Origin of the sequence: Massilia sp. UYP11 (assembly GCF_050434805.1) — a bacterium.
In the GTDB taxonomy this organism is placed as follows: Bacteria; Pseudomonadota; Gammaproteobacteria; order Burkholderiales; family Burkholderiaceae_D; genus Telluria.
The window spans coordinates 54,506-72,050 of record NZ_JBNDJE010000006.1 but is presented as its reverse complement, the minus strand read 5'-3'; the positions used below and the strand labels follow the sequence as shown (position 1 = coordinate 72,050).

The 17,545-nt window shown below is 66.7% G+C and carries 14 protein-coding genes and 1 other RNA gene; 8 read left to right on the top strand and 7 right to left on the bottom strand.

The window, feature by feature from the left end:
* Positions 1 to 64: 64 nt before the first annotated feature.
* Both glpK and rnpB read right to left on the bottom strand, forming a co-directional pair.
* Positions 65 to 1,558 carry a glycerol kinase GlpK gene (gene glpK / locus ABIB38_RS11830; protein WP_429204051.1) on the bottom strand — a complete coding sequence of 498 codons (1,494 nt, stop codon included), beginning with the start codon at positions 1,556 to 1,558 and terminating at the stop codon, positions 65 to 67.
* A gap of 95 nt (positions 1,559 to 1,653) precedes the next feature.
* Positions 1,654 to 2,002, bottom strand: an RNA gene (gene rnpB, locus ABIB38_RS11825) — RNase P RNA component class A.
* Between the two features lie 253 nt (positions 2,003 to 2,255).
* On the opposite strand from rnpB, the gene ABIB38_RS11820 reads away from it, so the two are divergent.
* The 6 genes from ABIB38_RS11820 (at position 2,256) to yghU (ending at position 9,312) form a co-directional block, all read left to right on the top strand.
* Entirely contained in the window at positions 2,256 to 3,956 is a 1,701-nt protein-coding gene (locus tag ABIB38_RS11820; RefSeq protein ID WP_429204049.1) for a thiamine pyrophosphate-binding protein, read from the top strand.
* A 106-nt stretch (positions 3,957 to 4,062) separates the two neighbouring features.
* Entirely contained in the window at positions 4,063 to 5,187 is a 1,125-nt protein-coding gene (gene ftsY, locus ABIB38_RS11815) for a signal recognition particle-docking protein FtsY (RefSeq protein WP_429204047.1), read from the top strand.
* A gap of 13 nt (positions 5,188 to 5,200) precedes the next feature.
* Entirely contained in the window at positions 5,201 to 5,872 is a 672-nt protein-coding gene (locus ABIB38_RS11810; RefSeq protein WP_429204045.1) for a cell division ATP-binding protein FtsE, read from the top strand.
* On the top strand, positions 5,869 to 6,798 hold the full coding sequence (gene ftsX, locus ABIB38_RS11805; RefSeq protein WP_429204043.1) for a permease-like cell division protein FtsX: 930 nt from the start codon (positions 5,869 to 5,871) through the stop codon (positions 6,796 to 6,798). Before ABIB38_RS11810 ends, ftsX begins: the two co-directional genes overlap by 4 nt.
* Positions 6,799 to 7,356: 558 nt before the next feature.
* A complete protein-coding gene (rpoH, locus tag ABIB38_RS11800; RefSeq protein WP_429204042.1) occupies positions 7,357 to 8,247 on the top strand; it encodes an RNA polymerase sigma factor RpoH in 891 nt (296 codons plus the stop codon).
* Positions 8,248 to 8,463: 216 nt separating this feature from the next.
* Positions 8,464 to 9,312 carry a glutathione-dependent disulfide-bond oxidoreductase gene (yghU, locus tag ABIB38_RS11795; protein WP_429204040.1) on the top strand — a complete coding sequence of 283 codons (849 nt, stop codon included), beginning with the start codon at positions 8,464 to 8,466 and terminating at the stop codon, positions 9,310 to 9,312.
* A gap of 3 nt (positions 9,313 to 9,315) precedes the next feature.
* On the opposite strand, the gene ABIB38_RS11790 is transcribed toward yghU, so the two are convergent.
* The 5 genes from ABIB38_RS11790 to pstS all read right to left on the bottom strand — a co-directional run bounded on the left by ABIB38_RS11790 (position 9,316) and on the right by pstS (position 15,151).
* Positions 9,316 to 10,173: an endonuclease/exonuclease/phosphatase family protein gene (locus ABIB38_RS11790; protein WP_429204038.1), complete on the bottom strand. Its 858-nt coding sequence runs from the start codon at positions 10,171 to 10,173 to the stop codon at positions 9,316 to 9,318.
* Positions 10,174 to 10,459: 286 nt separating this feature from the next.
* Positions 10,460 to 11,437: a T6SS immunity protein Tli4 family protein gene (locus ABIB38_RS11785; RefSeq protein ID WP_429204037.1), complete on the bottom strand. Its 978-nt coding sequence runs from the start codon at positions 11,435 to 11,437 to the stop codon at positions 10,460 to 10,462.
* A gap of 104 nt (positions 11,438 to 11,541) precedes the next feature.
* Positions 11,542 to 13,221, bottom strand: coding sequence for an esterase/lipase family protein (locus ABIB38_RS11780; protein ID WP_429204035.1), 1,680 nt, complete (start codon positions 13,219 to 13,221; stop codon positions 11,542 to 11,544).
* A 136-nt stretch (positions 13,222 to 13,357) separates the two neighbouring features.
* Positions 13,358 to 14,020: a winged helix-turn-helix domain-containing protein gene (locus ABIB38_RS11775; RefSeq protein ID WP_429204033.1), complete on the bottom strand. Its 663-nt coding sequence runs from the start codon at positions 14,018 to 14,020 to the stop codon at positions 13,358 to 13,360.
* A 102-nt stretch (positions 14,021 to 14,122) separates the two neighbouring features.
* Complete coding sequence (gene pstS / locus ABIB38_RS11770; RefSeq protein ID WP_429204031.1) at positions 14,123 to 15,151, bottom strand: phosphate ABC transporter substrate-binding protein PstS; 1,029 nt, start codon at positions 15,149 to 15,151, stop codon at positions 14,123 to 14,125.
* 166 nt (positions 15,152 to 15,317) lie between these two features.
* On the opposite strand from pstS, the gene ABIB38_RS11765 reads away from it, so the two are divergent.
* Both ABIB38_RS11765 and ggt read left to right on the top strand, forming a co-directional pair.
* Positions 15,318 to 15,731, top strand: coding sequence for a hypothetical protein (locus ABIB38_RS11765; protein WP_429204029.1), 414 nt, complete (start codon positions 15,318 to 15,320; stop codon positions 15,729 to 15,731).
* 86 nt (positions 15,732 to 15,817) lie between these two features.
* Positions 15,818 to 17,503, top strand: coding sequence for a gamma-glutamyltransferase (gene ggt, locus ABIB38_RS11760; protein WP_429204027.1), 1,686 nt, complete (start codon positions 15,818 to 15,820; stop codon positions 17,501 to 17,503).
* The last annotated feature ends 42 nt before the right edge of the window (positions 17,504 to 17,545 follow it).

Here is a 17,545-nt window from a genome sequence, read left to right as displayed (position 1 = left end):
TAGCGCGGTAGTTGCCTGGCGTCGGTGCTCCCGGAAGTGGGACGAAACCGCTACGACTACCCGTCTACCCGTGCGGCGCGGCCCAGGAACGCGCATGCCCGACCGCCCGCGCCCAGCGCGCCATCAGCTCGGCGCGCCGGCCGGCGTCCATCGCCGGCTCGTAACGGCGCTCGACCTGCCATTGCGCCTCGATCGCCTCCAGCGATTCCCAATAGCCGCAGGCCTGGCCGGCCAGGTAGGCCGCGCCCAGCGCCGTGGTTTCGGTGACGCGCGGGCGCACCACCTCGACGCCGAGCAGATCGGCCTGGAACTGCATCAGCAAGTCGTTGCGCGCGGCGCCGCCGTCGGCGCGCAGCTCGGTGACCGCGCAGGCGGCGTCCTTCTGCATGGCCGCCAGCAGCTCGGCGCTCTGGTAGGCGATGGCCTCGACCGCGGCGCGCGCGATATGGGCGGCGCTGGTTCCGCGCGTCATGCCGAGGACGGCGCCGCGCGCATACGGATCCCAGTGCGGCGCGCCGAGGCCGGTGAAGGCCGGCACCAGCATCACGCCGCCGCTGTCGGGCACGCTGGCGGCGAGGGCCTCCACCTCGTGCGACTGGCGGATGACGCCCAGGCCGTCGCGCAGCCATTGCACGGTGGCGCCGCCCATGAACACGCTGCCCTCGAGCAGGTAGTCGGTGCGGTCCCCGACCGTCCAGCCGACCGTCGCCAGCAGGCGATTGCGCGAGACTGGTGGACGGTCGCCGGCATGCATCAGCATGAAGCAGCCGGTGCCGTAGGTATTCTTGACCAGTCCCTTGCGGTGGCAGGCTTGCCCGAAGGTGGCGGCCTGCTGGTCGCCGGCGATGCCGGCGATCGGGATCGCATGGCCGAACCACTCCTCGGCGGTCAGCCCGACGGCGCCGGCGCTGGGAACGACCTCGGGCAGCAGCGCGCGCGGGATGTCGAACAGCGCCAGCAGGTCGTCGTCCCAGGCCAGCGCATGGATGTTGAACAGCATCGTGCGCGCGGCATTGCTGGTGTCGGTGACGTGGCGCCCGCACAGGCGCCAGACCAGCCAGCTGTCGACGGTGCCGAAGGCCAGTTCGCCCTTCTCGGCCCGGCTGCGCGCGCCGGGAACGTGGTCGAGCAGCCATTGCAATTTGGTGGCGGCGAAATAGGCGTCGAGTTCGAGGCCAGAACGCTCCTGGATGAACGCGGCCTTGCCCGCTTCGCGCAGGCGGTCGCACGCGCCGGCGGTACGCCGGTCCTGCCACACGATGGCGTTGGCCACCGGTTCACCGGTGGCGCGGTCCCACAGGAGCGTGGTCTCGCGCTGGTTGGCGATGCCGATCGCGGCGACCTGCGCGGCCTGGACGCCGCCTTGCGCCAGCGCCTCGCGCGCGCAGGCGAGCTGGCTGCGCCAGATGTCGAGCGGGTCGTGCTCGACCCAGCCGGGCTGGGGAAAATGCTGGGGGAATTCGCGCTGGCAACTGGCCACAGGCAGGCCGGCGCGATCGAACAGGATGGCGCGCGAGCTGGTCGTGCCCTGGTCGAGGGCGAGGATGTACTGAGTCAATCGTGTCTCCGGACAGCGTGGCCGGCGCGGAACGCGAGGCGATCGGCCCGGACGACCGTCAACGACGCACGTCGGTCACGTGCGCCAGGAATTATAAGTAAAGCAGGCCGATAGGCCGGATTCTGTGTAACGCCACCTTGCGGTGGCGCATGGACAGCCATTCCTCTAGGCGCTGGATTACTCCAGCGCTCAAGCTTCCTACCCGCACGCTCCGCGAGCAACATCAACGCGTGCCTATTTGGAATTGCTCCAGGTGGAGGTTACCGCGTTTCACCGTAACTGAATACGCTCGTCTCTGTGGCCCTATTCCTCGCCTTATACCGCTGGCTTGCGCCAGACGGCTTTCAGCGGACGGCCGTTAACCGTCACCCCGCTCTGTGGAGTCCGGACCTTCCTCCCGTCCACGACCTTGCGGCGTGGACCAGCGACTGCCTGGCCTGCTTCACGGGCGCATTGTACCCGATGCGGGGTCGCACCGGGCGGTCGCGACGCAATCGGCGTCGCCGGGCCCGCCACCAGCCGGGGCGCGCCGGTTGAGTCAGCGCAAGCACCAACGTCGACAGCACGGATGGCCCGGCGATCCAGGCCCCGCCATCGCCTTGCCGTTTCTGTAATTTGATGTCGCCATTTCAAAAGCCGTTCCCGGGCCGCTCGCCTAGAATGCCGGGAGGGCCTCTTTGACAAGGATGACACTCCCATGACGCACCCTTCCCGCACCGGCGGCCAGCTCCTGGTCGATGCGCTCCACGTCCACGGCGTCGACACCGCCTTCGGTGTCCCCGGCGAAAGCTACCTGGACGTGCTCGATGCGCTGCACGACTCGAACATCCGCTTCGTGATCAACCGCCAGGAAGGGGGTGCGGCCTTCATGGCCGAGGCCTACGGCAAGATGACGGGTAAACCCGGCGTCTGCTTCGTCACCCGTGGTCCCGGCGCCACCAATGCCTCGATCGGCGTGCACACCGCCTATCAAGACTCCACGCCGCTGATCCTGTTCATCGGCCAGGTCGGCAACGACTTCGTCGACCGCGAAGCGTTCCAGGAAATCGACTACCGGCGCATGTATGGCCAGATGGCGAAATGGGTGGCCCAGATCGACCGCGCCGAGCGCATCCCGGAATACCTGGCGCGCGCCTTCCAGGTGGCCACCAGCGGCCGTCCCGGCCCGGTGGTATTGGCGCTGCCCGAAGACATGCTGGTCTCGACGGCGGCCGTGCCGGACACCCGCCCCTACCAGCCGTCGCACGGCGCCCCAATGGGCGAGCAGATCGCCCGCCTGCGCGCCATGCTGCAGCAAGCGAAGCGTCCGGTCGTGCTGCTCGGCGGCGGCACCTGGAACGCGCAGGCCTGCGCCGACCTGGCCCGCTTCGCCGAGGCCAACTACTTGCCGGTGGGCTGCACCTTCCGCTTCCAGGACCTGCTCGACAACGCGCACCCGAACTACGTCGGCGACGTCGGCATCGGCATCAACCCCAGGCTGGCCGCGCGCGTGAAAGAGGCCGACCTCGTGGTCGCCATCGGCCCGCGCCTGGGCGAGATGACGACCGGCGGCTACACGCTGCTCGATTCGCCGGTGCCACGCCAGCGCCTGGTCCACATCCATCCGGACCCCGAGGAGCTCGGCAGCGTCTACCAGGCCGAACTCATGATCGCCAGCGGCATGCCGCAAGCCTGCGCGATGCTGGCCGCGATGGCGCCGGTCGACGCCACGGCCTGGCAAGACAGCGTGGCCGAGGCCAGAATGGACCTGGCCGCCTGGCAGGCCCAGCCCGCGCTGCTGCAGCAAGGCGTGCCGCTCGACCTGTGGCAGGTGGTGCAGGACTTGATGGCCCAGTTGCCGCACGACGCCGTCGTCACCAACGGCGCCGGCAACTACGCCTCGTGGGCCCACCGCTTTTATCGCTACGGCGGCATGCGCACCCAACTGGCGCCCACCAATGGCGCGATGGGTTACGCCGTGCCGGCCGGCGTGGCCGCCAAGATCGTGTGGCCGGAGCGCACCGTGGTGACCTTCGCCGGCGACGGCGAGTTCATGATGACGGGGCAAGAGCTGGCGACCGCCGTCCAGTACGGCGCCGGCGTGGTGATCCTGGTGTTCAACAACAATATGTTCGGCACCATCCGCATGCACCAGGAACGCAGCTATCCGGGCCGCGTGTCGGGCACCGGCCTGCACAATCCGGACTTCGCCGCCCTGGCGCGCGCCTACGGCGGCCATGGGGAAGTCGTCGACAAGACCGGGGATTTCGCGCCGGCGCTGCGCCGCGCGCTCGCGCATGCCGAACAGCACAAGTTGCCGGCCGTGATCGAACTGCGCTACGACGGCAACCTGATCACGCCGAACGCCACGCTGGAGACGATCCGCCAGCAGGCGCAAAGCACCAGGGCCGGCCATTGAACGCTCGTGCGCAATCGGGGTCCGTATTGCTGCTCTGGTAAAATATTGGCTAGTTTTTCATCGCCGGCCACGCCGGCGTCCGCACGCAGTCCCGCCACCAGACACTATGTTTAGCTTCTTCAAGAGAAAAAAAGCGCCTGAAACACCGGCGCCGGAACCGGTCGTGCCGGCCGCGCCGCCTGCGTCCGCACCCGCTTCTCCCCCTGCCTCTGCCCCTGCGCCTGCCCCTGCGCCCATCGCCGCGCCCCCGGTCGTCGCCCAAGCCAGCGTCCTGCACGAGGGCGCCGACCTGTTCCCGGAAACCGCCGAACGCCCGACCACCGAGGCCGAAAAGAAGACCTCGTGGATGGCGCGCCTGAAGGCCGGCCTGTCCAAGACCTCGAGCAACCTGTCCCTGCTGTTCGTCGGCGCCCGCATCGACGAAGACCTGTACGAGGAACTCGAGGCGGCGCTCCTGATGTCCGACGCCGGCATGGACGCCACCGAGCACCTGCTGGGCGAATTGCGGCGCAAGGTCAAGGAAGACAAGTTGCTGGACGCCGCCGCCGTCAAGGCCGCGCTCAAGGAGCTGATGATCGACCTGCTCCTGCCGTTGCAAAAGCCGCTGGAACTGGGCCGCCACGCACCGCTGGTGATGATGATCTCGGGCGTCAACGGCGCCGGCAAGACCACCACCATCGGCAAGCTGGCCAAGCACATGCAAGGCTTCGACCAGTCGGTGCTGCTGGCCGCCGGCGACACCTTCCGCGCCGCCGCGCGCGAGCAATTGATGGTCTGGGGCCAGCGCAACAACGTCACCGTGATCTCGCAGCAGTCGGGCGATCCGGCCGCCGTCGCCTTCGACGCGGTACAGTCGGGCAAGGCGCGCGGCACCGACGTCGTGATGGTCGACACCGCCGGCCGCCTGCCGACCCAGCTGCACCTGATGGAAGAGCTCAAGAAGATCAAGCGCGTGATCGGCAAGGGCATGGACGGCGCGCCGCACGAAACCCTGCTCGTCATCGACGGCAATACCGGCCAGAACGCGTTGGCCCAGGTAAAGGCCTTCGACGACGCCCTGCAACTGACCGGCCTGGTCGTGACCAAGCTGGACGGCACCGCCAAGGGCGGCGTGCTGGCGGCGATCGCCCGCACCCGTCCGATCCCCGTGTACTTCATCGGCGTCGGCGAGAAGCTGGAAGACTTGCAGCCGTTCAACGCCGAAGAATTCGTCGAAGCGCTGCTCGGCTGACAGGCAAGGACCCATGATCGCATTCCAGTCGGTATCCAAACAGTACACCCACGGCGATGCGCGCGGCGCGTATGCGCTGCACGACGTCTCGCTCGACATCGCCAAGGGCGAGCTGGTCTACCTGGCCGGCCCCTCGGGCGCCGGCAAGTCGACCCTCATGAAGATGGTGGCGGCGGTGGAGCGTCCCAGCAGCGGCAAGGTGATCGTCAACGGCCAGGACATCGGCCGCATCAAGCCGGCCGGGATTCCGTTCCTGCGCCGGAACATCGGCATCATTTTCCAGCAGCAGCGCCTGCTCAACGACCGCACCATCCTGGCCAACACCATGCTGCCCCTCCTGGTGACGGGCGCCCGCACCGCGGACGCCGCACAGCGCGCACGCGCCGCGCTCGACCGGGTCGGCCTGCTCGACCGCGCCAAAGCGATGCCGCTCGAACTGTCGGGCGGCGAACAGCAGCGGGTCGCGGTCGCGCGCGCGATCGTCAACCGGCCGCAAATCATCCTGGCCGACGAACCGACCGCCAATCTCGACCGCGTGGCGGCCGACAAGGTGCTCGATGCGCTGCGCGCCTTCCACGCCGCCGGCGTCACCTGCGTCATTTCGACCCATGACGAACAAGTGCTTGACGGCGCCGCCCGCGTCATCCGCCTCGATCAGGGCCAGCTGGTCGGAGGTGCGGCATGAGCCCGTGGCTGCGCCAGCACCGCTTCGCCCTCGGGGCCGCGCTGTCGACGGTGCGCAAGTCGCCCGGCAGCTTCCTGTTCAACGTGCTGGTGGTCGCACTGGCGCTGACCCTGCCGTTCGCGGGCCTCACGCTGCTCGACAATGTGCGTCCCTTGTCCGAGCAATTGTCGGTCGATCCCGAGATCAGCCTGTTCATGCGCGACGACGCCAGCCGCGCCGATGCCGAAGCGCTGGCGCCGCGGATCCGCCAGATCGTCGCGCCGCAGGGTGGGAAAGAGGCGGACATCGCCTTCGTGCCGCGCGAGCAGGCGCTCGCTTCGCTCAAGGAGCGTAGCGGCCTGGGCGACGTGCTCGAAACCCTGGGCGACAATCCCTTGCCTGACAGCTATGTCATGACACTGGCCGGCTTCGCCGGCGTCGGCGCCGCCGACCAGGTGGACCTGATCGCCGAACGCCTGGGCGAACTGCCGGGCGTGGAGACGGTGCAGGTCGATTCGGCCTGGGTCAAGCGCCTGGCCGCGATGCTGGCCATCCTGCGCCTGGCGCTGCTGTTGCTGGCGGCCACCCTGGGCATCGTGGTGATCGCGGTCGTGTTCAATACGATCCGCCTGCAGGTGCTGACCCAGAAAGAAGAAATCTCGGTCTCGACGTTGCTGGGCGCGACGGGCGATTTCATCCACCGTCCGTTCTTCTACACCGGCGCCCTGCTCGGCCTGTGCGCCGGCGTGGTGGCGCTGGGCGTGGTGACCCTGGCCCTGCGCCCGCTCAATGGCGCGATTGGGGAGTTCGCGCGTCTGTACGGCTCGAATTTCCAGTTGATGCCGCTGGGTGGACTGGAAGTGGCCGGCCTGCTGGCAACCAGTGCCGGACTGGGCCTGATCGGCGCCCTGCTGTCGGTGCGGCGCCACCTGGCGCGCCAGCGCTGACCGCGGTCCTACAGAGTTGCAGCGAAAAAACAGCCGGGATGGTATTGAAAAAGCGATAAGCGTCACCATGTTGGTAGTATGGCGAGGCGGCCCTCCTGTGCGGCCGCCTGCCCCGTTACCGGACGAGACCACGCCGCGTGACATCGCAATACGTCCTACGGCCTAGCTGCCATCCCCTACGCCTCTACGCGCCTCAGTCCTACAGACCGCGCTGGGGCTAGGTGCGCCATTCAACAGAATACGTGCAACTACGGCCGTAACCTGTGTCTAACGTTATTCCAGTCATTCTTGGCTCACTTCTGAGCTAAATCAACTGGGCATGCAAAACCTGCTCTACAGTGGAACCGTCGGCAATTTGATTCCACAGAGCAATACTTTGAACACTCTTAAGCGCCGGGACCACTTCTGGCACTCACCCCGGGGGAGTGCTAATATATAGTCCAAGGCAATCGGAAATTCAAGTCAAGCATCCGGGTAACAAGCCGTAACAGTGGTGCCATAAGGCAATGAGCTGTGGCACATTGTGGATGCAGCAAGATTACTAAGAGGGAAATGAATATGTCCGCACAATCCGCATTGGTTCCGACCAGCAATCGTGCTCTGGGACTCGGTTTCACCGGCAATCTGGGCAACATCGACGCGTATATCTCGGCCGTCAACCGCCTGCCGATGCTCACGCACGAAGAAGAGGTATCGCTGGCCAAGCGGCTGCGCGACGACCACGATCTCGACGCCGCGCAAAAACTGGTGCTGTCGCACCTGCGCCTGGTGGTGTCGATCGCGCGCGGCTACCTGGGCTACGGCCTGCCACACGCCGACCTGATCCAGGAAGGCAATATCGGCCTGATGAAGGCAGTCAAGCGCTTCGACCCGAACCAGGGCGTGCGCCTGGTGTCGTACGCCATGCACTGGATCAAGGCCGAGATGCATGAATACATCCTCAAGAACTGGCGCCTGGTGAAGGTCGCCACGACCAAGGCCCAGCGCAAGCTGTTCTTCAACCTGCGCAGCAACAAGACCGGCCTGGATGCGATGTCCCCTGGCCAGGTCGACGACCTCGCCAAGCTGCTGGGCGTCAAGCGCGAAGAAGTGATCGAGATGGAAACCCGTCTGTCGGGCCGCGACATCGCGCTGGAATCGCCGACCGACGACGAAGACGACAAATTCTCGCCGATCGCCTACCTGTCGTCGGACCAGCAGGAACCGACCAAGGTCCTTGAGGCCGAGCAGGTCACCCGCCTGCAGTCCGAAGGCCTGGAAACGGCGCTGGGCAAGCTCGACCCGCGTTCGCGCCGCATCATCGAGGCGCGCTGGCTGGCCAACGACGACGGCTCGGGCGCCACGCTGCATACGCTGGCCGAAGAGTTCAGCGTGTCGGCAGAGCGCATCCGCCAGATCGAATCGGCCGCGCTCAAGAAGATGAAAGGTGCGCTGGCGGCTTACGTGTAAGCCGGCCTGCCTTCCTCCCCCCAAAAACCCGCTTCGGCGGGTTTTTGCTTTGGCGCCGGTCGCGCGCCGTATTTTCCCCTGCGCCAAGGCGGCAAGCGCCGCGCATCCTGCAACCAGCGGGCGCGCCTTCGCCTTCCCGTTTTCGGCCGCCGCCAACGGATTGTCGCTGCTTTGGCTAGAATGAATTCTTTGTCACGGCAAGTTCAAGGAGAGCACATGGCTGACCAAGCATCGTACGTCCCACCGACAGTCTGGACCCCGCCCGCCTCGTCGGGCGGCGCCTTCGCCAGCATCAACCGCCCGGTCGCGGGCCCGACCCACGACAAGGACCTCCCGGTCGGCAAGCATCCGCTGCAGCTGTACTCGCTGGCCACGCCGAACGGCGTGAAGGTGACGATCCTGCTGGAAGAATTGCTGGCGGCCGGCCACGCCGGCGCCGAGTACGATGCCTGGCTCATCCGCATCAACGAAGGCATGCAGTTCTCGAGCGGTTTCGTCGAGGCCAATCCGAATTCGAAGATCCCGGCCCTGGTCGACCGCAGCGCGGACCTGGCAGCGCCGGTGCGCGTGTTCGAATCCGGCTCGATCCTGGTCTACCTGGCCGAGAAATTCGGCGCCTTCCTGCCCAGGGATGGCGTGGCGCGCGCCGAGACCATGAACTGGCTGTTCTGGCAGATGGGTTCGGCGCCCTTCGTCGGCGGCGGCTTCGGTCACTTCTATGCCTATGCGCCGGAAAAGCTGCAGTACCCGATCGACCGCTATGCGATGGAAACCAAGCGCCAGCTCGACGTGCTCGACCGCCACCTGGCCGGCAAGCGCTTCGTCGCGGGCGACGAATACACGATCGCCGACATGGCGATCTGGCCCTGGTATGGCGGCCTGGTGCTGGGCCAGCTGTACGAGGCCGCCCAGTTCCTGTCGGTGCACGAGTACGCGCACGTCAAACGCTGGGCCGACGAGATCGCCGCACGGCCGGCCGTCATCCGCGGACGCAAGGTCAACCGCGCGTTCGGACCGGACGCCGACCAGGTCCACGAGCGGCACGACGCGGCCGACCTCGACTGAGCGCTACCTGAACCGCACCCGCGCGAGCACCGGATGGTGGTCGGACGGATAGCGGCCGTGGAGCGAGTCGCTCAGGGCCGCATACTTGAGCACCTCGAAGTGGCGGTCGACGTAGACGTAGTCGATGCGGTCCTGCATCGGCGCGTCGAAGCGAAAGCCGTGATAGGTGCCGACCGGCCCGTAGGGCGGCGTCCGGCTCACCTGGTAGGCGTCGCGCAGGGTCGTCGCCATCGCCCGCATCTGCGCCGTATCGGGCGTCGAATTGAAGTCGCCGACGCAGATCGCCGGTTCGCCGCGGCTGATCTCGGCGATCTTGCGCAGCAACAGGTCGCTGGACGCACGGCGGGCGACGACGCCCTCGTGGTCGAAGTGCGCCGAGAACACGAACAGCACCCGGCCGCTGGCGCGCTCGCGCAGCCTGGCCCAGGACACGATGCGATGGCAGCAGGTCGCGTCCCACCCCAGCGAAGGCCGGTCGGGCGTCTCGCTGAGCCAGAAGTCGCCCTTGTCCAGCAGCGCGAAGCGGCTCTTGCGAAAGAAGATGGCCGAATGCTCGCCGGCCTGCCTGCCATCGTCGCGGCCGACGCCGACGTGGTCGAACTCCTCCATCGCCGCCAGGTCGGCGACCTGGCCGGCCAGGCCCTCCTGCGTGCCGACGATGTCGAATTCGTGATGGCGGATCAGCGCCTTGACCATCTCTTTGCGCGCCGGCCAGGCGTTGGGGCCATCCTGGGGATTGTCGTAGCGCAGGTTGAAGCTGGCGACGTTGATGGGCGCGCTCGCTTCGAATGCGGCGGCGGGCGCACAGGCCACACCGATCAGCACGGCAAATGCAGCGAACAGGGAAAAAACGGTCTTCATGGTGGCGGGCGTGGAGAAATTGTACCGGGGTCGAGTTAAGCATATCCGGCCGGCCATGCGGCCGAACGGGGGCCCGAAGCGCCGCGGTTTACGGTCTTTACTAAACAGTGCGGACGTTTTGCGCGCCCATGAGGCTTGCGCCATCGGCGCGTCCACGCGCAGTTTCCGAACTGCGAGGGCGCGGCGCCGACCCGCAGGGCGGTCGAGTTGTTGTCGCGGTGGTGGCTGAACCAGGCGCTGGATGCCAGGTCGGCGCCGGTTCCCACCGCCCGTTGCGCAACAGTGATCAAGTGCCCTCTGCCGCGCCGGCCTTGGGCGGCTGCGTGGGCCGTACGCGGATGCTGGAAATGATCTCGTCCCATAGCGCGAGGGCCGCTGGCTGCGACAGCGAGGATGGCACCGGCCCGTCGTCGCCACTGCCGGTCTTCATCATCAGGTGCACTTCGGGGACGAATACATTGTCTTGACTGCCGTCCACCTCCCATCGGAACCCGTAGATGATGGAAAAGTTCTCTTCGAGCACCTGTTCAACGAGTTCGTCACCGGTCAGGCCACCGATCGTACGCGGCGCGGCGCGCAGCTTCGTGAAACGGGCGCTGACGAACATGGGCGCCCGCGCGTGGGAGGCGGCAGCCCTCTCGAGCAGTCCCCTGCCTGGCTTGGTGCCCGCGGTCGTGTCGAACTTGATGTCGATGTCCGGGCGGCTCGGCAGGCCGGCCACCATCACGATCCGCTCGCCCTGGACGGCCTTGAGCGGTTCTCGCACATAGGCTTGGTCGAGGCAGAAACCAGGCTCGGAGGGCATGCGGTTGCCGGGGTTGGCCACAAGCTGGTGAACAAGCCTGACGAGGTTTTCCAAGGCCGCCTGCTGGAATTCCTTGCCCGCTACCTCGATGGTGATGCCATTGCCATGCATGTGCGCTTCGAGCGTGAAGTCCTCATAGCGATAGTGCCTCTCAGCGCTCGATGTATAAGCGCTGCCCTCGGTAACAACTCGCTCATGCATGAATATTGTTCCTGCAAGACCACTGTCGGTCTTCACATCCCTGACAATTTCCAGATTGTCGTTCCCACCAAGCCAGTCCGGTTTGGCCCTTATCTCCGCTTCCCGTTCTGCCAGCCGCGCGCTGAACGCCTCCGCGCTTTCTGCGGATGCACCGATGCTGAAGCCACTGATGTTTCCTGTGACGAAGCTGTATTGCGCTTCAGCCGGCAGGTCGATCAGCATCCTGCCGACACATACGGTTTGCATCTTTTCCGTCATCTTCGCCACCTCATATCTGTCCAGCACGGCGCCTACCGCCCACGTGCCCGTCAATGCCGCGAACACCACGGCCCATACCCGGGCCCACCTCTTCTGCAAATATCTCATTCGGGTAGCCCTTGTACGATCCTGACAATCAGGCGCAGCGTGAGCATCAGCATGTCCTCGCTCTTGTAGGCGTCCTGATGGTCATGGCCGCGTGTCTCGAACAACTGCCGGATATTGCCGGCCGGCCCAGCGCCGGACTGGTGTGGCACGGTGCCGTCGCCCCGGGTGTCGGGGGGTTCCGGCCTGAAGAGCATCTCGCAGCCGGGTTCGACGCCAACGAGCCGGCCTTCAGGGTAATGGTGGATGAACCTGCCTTCGTTGACGTTGGATGGGGTGAGGACGGTACGCGACGCGGGCGGTCTGCGCCCGGCCCAGCGCACCTGACCGAAGGCGCGTCGGTCGGGATCGGCCCCGTAGAAGGCATAGGTGTTGGGATGGTAGTAATTTCCCAAGTGCTGCTTATGGAAGCGCTCCGCTGTGTCGATGGCTTTCTCGATGGCGGCTTCCACAGTCCCATTCTTGTTCTCGGGCTTGTACTTCCCCGCCGGGTCGGCCAATGCAGGATCGACCAACCGATACCAGGACGTCAGGTCGCGATAAATTTTGTAGGGGTCGGGCTTGGCTTCGTTGGGCAGATGCAAACAATCGAGAACGGCATCCGGCACGGCCTGACTACCAGACGGCTGCCTGACGCTCACATGTAGCCACGGTCCCGGGTACAAGTGATTCGGAAGCAATTCGAGCGGACCGGGCGACGTTGCCAGTACGGGCGTGGTGTCGTGGGTCGTCGCGCCCAGAATCATCGCGGCGAAGCGGCCCACGAAGTCGTTGACCTCGGTGCCACAAGCCATCCGGCGGTAAGCGACGGGAGCACCCAGGGCCGGCATCACGCCATGGATCACGCCGGCGATCTTGTCAGGAATGCGTCTGGCGCAGGCGCGCGCGACCAGGCCGCCCATCGAGTGCGTCACTAGAATGACTTGCTCGCACTTGCGCTTGTGCGCCTTCCAATAGCCGATGATGTCGTCGATGCGCTGTTCAAGGCGCTGCGACGCCTCCTGCGCGCTGCGCAACCAGTGATATCCGGCGCCGTAGACCGGATAATGGTGGAGCGCATGCCGTTCCAGCTCGGCCTCGGTCAGCGGCTCCATGCGTGCGAAGCCCCACTTCGCAGGATCGCAGTCCATGACTTCCTGCCAGTGTGGCCGAACCCGCCGCATATCCTCCGCGTAGCGGCGGTAGAAGGTCTGGTTCAGGCGCGTTTCCAGCACACATAGCAGGTCGATGTAGGAACCGGCATGCAGCTCGCCCCACCAGCGCTCGCGCGCCAGTTGGGGGTGGACGTGCGGCCCCCACTGCTCGTGTCGGATGTGCGGTTCGCCGCCGTCGTCCACCTCCAGCGTCTCGGGATCGAGCAGCCGCTGGCGCTGGCCGGGATCGTATTGATCCCAGACCAGCGCATCCCACAATCCGCCAGGCCTCGTGTTGGGCGGCCGCCAGGCTGGCTTGCCAGGCTTGACCTCGTCGTTCACTTCTTCCCGCGAGCGTGGCTTGCTCTTTGCCCTGAGGTTGGTCCCCATGATGCCGGGAACGACGATCACGGGCACGGTGCTCCTCGGGGGCATCAATGCCAGGCCTCGGATCTTGAAGTCGATCGGGGTGGCGACGGACATCGCCTGCCAGCCCCCGTCGGGCAAGGGCAGCAGAGGCCGCAAGGGGCGTGTCGGTTCGGACATGGACGCGGAAGGCTGCTCGTATCGTCAAGATCGCGATACTGACATGCGAACGCCAGCGCTTTCTTGCGAAGACACAACAGACTAGCCGCCCTCACTCGGCGAAAAAAGATTCCCGAGGATGGCGTCAGGCCACCGTTCAGGCCGGCGACAGCATGTAGCCGGCGCCGCGCACCGTCTTGATCAGCGACTTGGCCCGCCCCAGCGCCTTGCGCAGGCGCAGCACGTGCACGTCCACCGTGCGCTGGTCGAGCGACGCGTGGGCTTCCCACAGCTGTTCGAGCAGCTGGGCGCGCGTAAACACCTGGCCCGGATGGCACAGCAAGAAACGCAGCAGCCGGTATTCGGCGTGCCTGACCTCGACCTTGTGGTTGCCGACCCGCACGCTGCAGCTGAGCGGATCGAGCACCAGACGGCCCGAGCGCAACAGGCGCGAGCCGGGCGACAGCTCGCGCGCGGGTTCGAGCGGGGCCTGGGGAATGAATTCGGGATGGGGGACGGGCGCCGGCAGGCTGGCGGGACGTTCGCCCTCCGCGCATTGCGCCGCCAGCAGGATCACCGGCTGCGCGCGCAGGCGGCGGTCGCCGCGCAGGCGCGCCAGCAGGCGCATGCCGCCTTCATTGCGCAGCATCGATTCCTGCAGCAACAGTTCCGGGCGTTCGCGCCCGATGAAGTCCCAGGCATGCGCCAGGCTCGGCACGTCATGCCAGACCCACTCGTCCTCGTGCAGCGAGAACTTGAGCAGCTCGGCAATGGCCGGCTTGTCGTCGATCACCAGGACGATCGTGTTCGCCGTTGTCATGGGATGCCCAAAAAGAGAGGTTTTGCGTTGTTGCGACGCACGGTGCGCGCCCCAACGACGATCCGGCAGCCAGGCTGCCGGATCGATTGCCGTGAAGGCGAGTTACAGGATGGCCTTGCCCGAGGCATCCTTCAGGTTGGCTTTCCAGGCGTCCTGCACTTGCTTGACGACGCTGGCCGGCATCGGCACGTAGTCCAGCTCGGCAGCTGCCGGGGCGCCGTTCTTGAACGACCAGTCGAAGAACTTCACGACTTCCCGGCCTTTGCTGGCGTCGGCCTGGGTCTTGTGCATCAGGATGTACGACACGCCGGTGATCGGCCAGCTCTGCTTGCCGGCGCCGTCGGTCAGCACCACGCCGAAGCCGGGAGCCTTGGTCCACTCGGCGTTGGCGGCGGCGGCCTTGAACACGTCGTCCGACGGTTGCAGGTCGACGCCTTCCCTGTTGCGCAACTGGGTGTGCGACAGCTTGTTCTTCTTGGCATAGGCCCACTCGACGTAGCCGATCGCGCCCTTGATACGCTGCACGTTGGCGGCGACGCCTTCGTTGCCCTTGCCGCCCACGCCCACGGCCCACTTCACGGTGGTGCCCGAACCGATATTTTCTTTCCATGCCGGGCTGGTCTTGGCCAGGAAGTCGGTGAACAGGAACGAGGTGCCCGAGCTGTCGGCGCGGCGCACGACGGTGACATCCAGCGCCGGCAGTTTCACGCCCGGGTTCAGGGCGGCGATCTCGGGCGCGTTCCACTTGGTGATCTTGCCCATGTAGATGTCGGCCAGCAGCGGACCGGTCATCTTCAGCTGGCCCGGGGTCACGCCGTCGATGTTGACCACGGTGACCACGCCGCCCATGATGGCCGGGAACTGCATCAGGCCTTCCTTGTCCAGCTCTTCCGCTTTCAGCGGCATGTCCGATGCGCCGAAGTCCACGGTCTTCGCCTTGATCTGCTTGATGCCGGCGCCCGAGCCGACCGACTGGTAGTTCAGGCCGGTGCCGGTGGCGGCCTTGTAGCTCTCGGCCCACTTGGCATAGACCGGATACGGGAAGGTCGCGCCCGCGCCGGTGATGTCGGCGGCGAACGAGGTCGTCATCACGAGCGTGGCGGCAGCGCCGGCGAGGATCTTCTTGAGCATTGTTTTTCCTAACTGGGTTAAGGGATGTGTTGGACTACAGGAAAAAGAATAGCGTCCGAATATGACCTGTTTATGACTTGACCATGGCTTGTCCGTTCGCTGTGTCGCGACCGTTTGCTTGCGGTTTTGCTATCATGGGTTTCCCGTCAAACCCTGGATGACACCGATGCGCACCCTGCCCTGCGTCCTCGCCGTTGCCGCCGCCGGCCTGCTGTCCGCCTGCGCCACGCCCGACCACCTGCCCGACGCCCAGTACACGCTGAGCGAGCGCCAGACCCTGAGCCTGCCGCAGCTGCCGGTGGATTCGCGCCTGACCCTTACCTACGAGGGCGCCGACGACAGCCGCTGCCCGGACAATGCGCGCTGCATGTGGGCCGGCCAGCTGGCCTACCGCTTCACCCTGCGCATCAACAACGTGGCGCAGGGCTTCTGGCTGGTGCAGGGCAAGCCTGGCTTCACCTCGCCCGGCCTGCGCGGCGCCCGCGTCGAGCTCGATCCCTCGTTCGTGCCGCAGCCGCGCGGCATGGCGCAGGCGAAACCGGCCTCGTATCCGGTGGTCTTCAATATGTACGGCCGCTGATGGCGGCGGGCCGCCTGCCGCGGGCTGCACTGGCGTGCGGCCTGGTCCTCGCTGTTTCCTTCCAGAGCGTTGCGGCCGCGCCGGTCATGACCGGCACCGGGGGCGCCGTCGCCACGATCAGCGTTCAGGCCTCGCAGGCGGCGCTCGCCATCCTGAACGAAGGCGGCAATGCGGTGGACGCCGCGGTGGCCGCGGCCGCCACGCTGGGCGTCACCGACCCGTTCAGCTGCGGCATCGGCGGCGGTGGCTTCATGCTGATCTACCTGGCCAGGGACAAGCGCGTGATCGCCATCGACCACCGCGAGACGGCCCCCGGCGCGGTGGGGCCGCGATGGTTCCAGCACGATGGCAAGCCGCTCGACTTCGAGACGGCGGTCGCGAGCGGGGCCGCGGTCGGCGTGCCGGGCACCGTGCGCGGCTGGCACGAGGCGCTCGAGCGCTACGGCAGCATGCGCTTTTCGCAAGTGCTGGCGCCGGCGATCACGGTGGCCGATGGCGGCTTTCGCATCAACGCGAATTTCAGCAAGCTGGTGGGACAGAACGAAAAGAAATTCCGGCAGTTCGCGCCGACGAGCGAGCTGTACCTGCACAAGGGCAAGGCGCTGCCCGCCGGTACGCTGCTGCGCAATCCCGGCATGGCGCGCGCCTACCGCGAGATCGCGCAAGGCGGCGTGAAAGCGTTCTATGAAGGGCCGATCGCGCGCGCCATCGTCGACAGCGTCAACCGGCCGCCGGTCGCGCAAGGCTACGCCGTGCGTCCCGGCGCCATGACGATGGCCGATCTCGCCAACTACGAGGCGCGCATCCGCCCCGCCCTGCGCAGCAGCTATCGCGGCTACGAACTGTACGGCATGTCGCTGCCCAGCAGCGGCGGCCCGACGGTGGCGCATGCGCTCAACATCCTCGAGGGTTACGATCTCGGGTCGCTGCCGCGCGCCCGCGCCGAACACCTGTACCTGGAGGCCAGCCGCCTGGCCTTTGCCGACCGCGACGCCTATCTGGCCGACCCGGAATACGTCGATGCGCCGCTCGCCGGCCTGCTCTCGAAGCAGTATGCCGCCGAGCGCCGGGCGCTGATCGATCCGCGCAAGGCCGCGCCGGGCGCGGTGGCGGCGGGCGACCCCTACCGCTATCAGAACGACTTGAGCGTCCCCCTGCGCATGCAACCGGCCGCCGCCATCAAGCTCGCGCCCGAGAGCGCGCACACCACCCACCTGACGGTGTCGGACAAGGACGGCAACGTGGTGGCGTACACCTTCACCATCGAATCCTGGGGCGGCAGCGGCATCGTGGTGCCGGGCTACGGCTTCCTGCTCAATAACGAGCTCACCGACTTCGACTTCGACGCCACCGGAGCGCACCCGAACGTGCCGGAAGCCGGCAAGCGGCCGCGCTCGAGCATGGCGCCCACCATCGCGCTCAAGGACGGCAAGCCGGCCTTCAGCATCGGCAGCCCCGGCGGCTCGACCATCATCACCACGGTGCTGCAGACCATCGTCAACCACGTCGACTTCGGCATGCCGATGGACCAGGCGCTCGACGCGCCGCGCATCAGCCAGCGCAATGCGCCCGCGACCTCGGTCGAGCCGCGCTTCACGGACACGGCGCAGGCACGCGCCCTGTCGGGCTTCGGCCAGCGCTGGGAAAGCCCGGCCGAGGAAATCGGCGCGGCCAATGCGCTGGTGTTCAATCCGGACGGCACCGTCACCGCCGTCAGCGAAGGCAAGCGCCATGGCGTGGGCACGGCGCTGGTGCAGCGTCGTGGGCACTAGGCCCGACGATCCTCGGTTGCCTGTTGAAGTCGGCGCGCGCAA

Bases quoted from the DNA above. Each gene is read 5' to 3' on its own strand.
- ABIB38_RS11810 (WP_429204045.1), top strand. From the start codon at position 5,201: ATGATCGCATTCCAGTCGGTATCCAAACAGTACACCCACGGCGATGCG.
- ABIB38_RS11775 (WP_429204033.1), bottom strand. From the start codon at position 14,020: ATGACAACGGCGAACACGATCGTCCTGGTGATCGACGACAAGCCGGCC.
- ftsX (WP_429204043.1), top strand. From the start codon at position 5,869: ATGAGCCCGTGGCTGCGCCAGCACCGCTTCGCCCTCGGGGCCGCGCTG.
- ABIB38_RS11820 (WP_429204049.1), top strand. From the start codon at position 2,256: ATGACGCACCCTTCCCGCACCGGCGGCCAGCTCCTGGTCGATGCGCTC.
- ABIB38_RS11785 (WP_429204037.1), bottom strand. From the start codon at position 11,437: ATGACGGAAAAGATGCAAACCGTATGTGTCGGCAGGATGCTGATCGAC.
- ggt (WP_429204027.1), top strand. From the start codon at position 15,818: ATGACCGGCACCGGGGGCGCCGTCGCCACGATCAGCGTTCAGGCCTCG.
- ABIB38_RS11790 (WP_429204038.1), bottom strand. From the start codon at position 10,173: ATGAAGACCGTTTTTTCCCTGTTCGCTGCATTTGCCGTGCTGATCGGT.
- pstS (WP_429204031.1), bottom strand. From the start codon at position 15,151: ATGCTCAAGAAGATCCTCGCCGGCGCTGCCGCCACGCTCGTGATGACG.
- rpoH (WP_429204042.1), top strand. From the start codon at position 7,357: ATGTCCGCACAATCCGCATTGGTTCCGACCAGCAATCGTGCTCTGGGA.
- ABIB38_RS11780 (WP_429204035.1), bottom strand. From the start codon at position 13,221: ATGTCCGAACCGACACGCCCCTTGCGGCCTCTGCTGCCCTTGCCCGAC.
- ABIB38_RS11765 (WP_429204029.1), top strand. From the start codon at position 15,318: ATGCGCACCCTGCCCTGCGTCCTCGCCGTTGCCGCCGCCGGCCTGCTG.
- yghU (WP_429204040.1), top strand. From the start codon at position 8,464: ATGGCTGACCAAGCATCGTACGTCCCACCGACAGTCTGGACCCCGCCC.
- ftsY (WP_429204047.1), top strand. From the start codon at position 4,063: ATGTTTAGCTTCTTCAAGAGAAAAAAAGCGCCTGAAACACCGGCGCCG.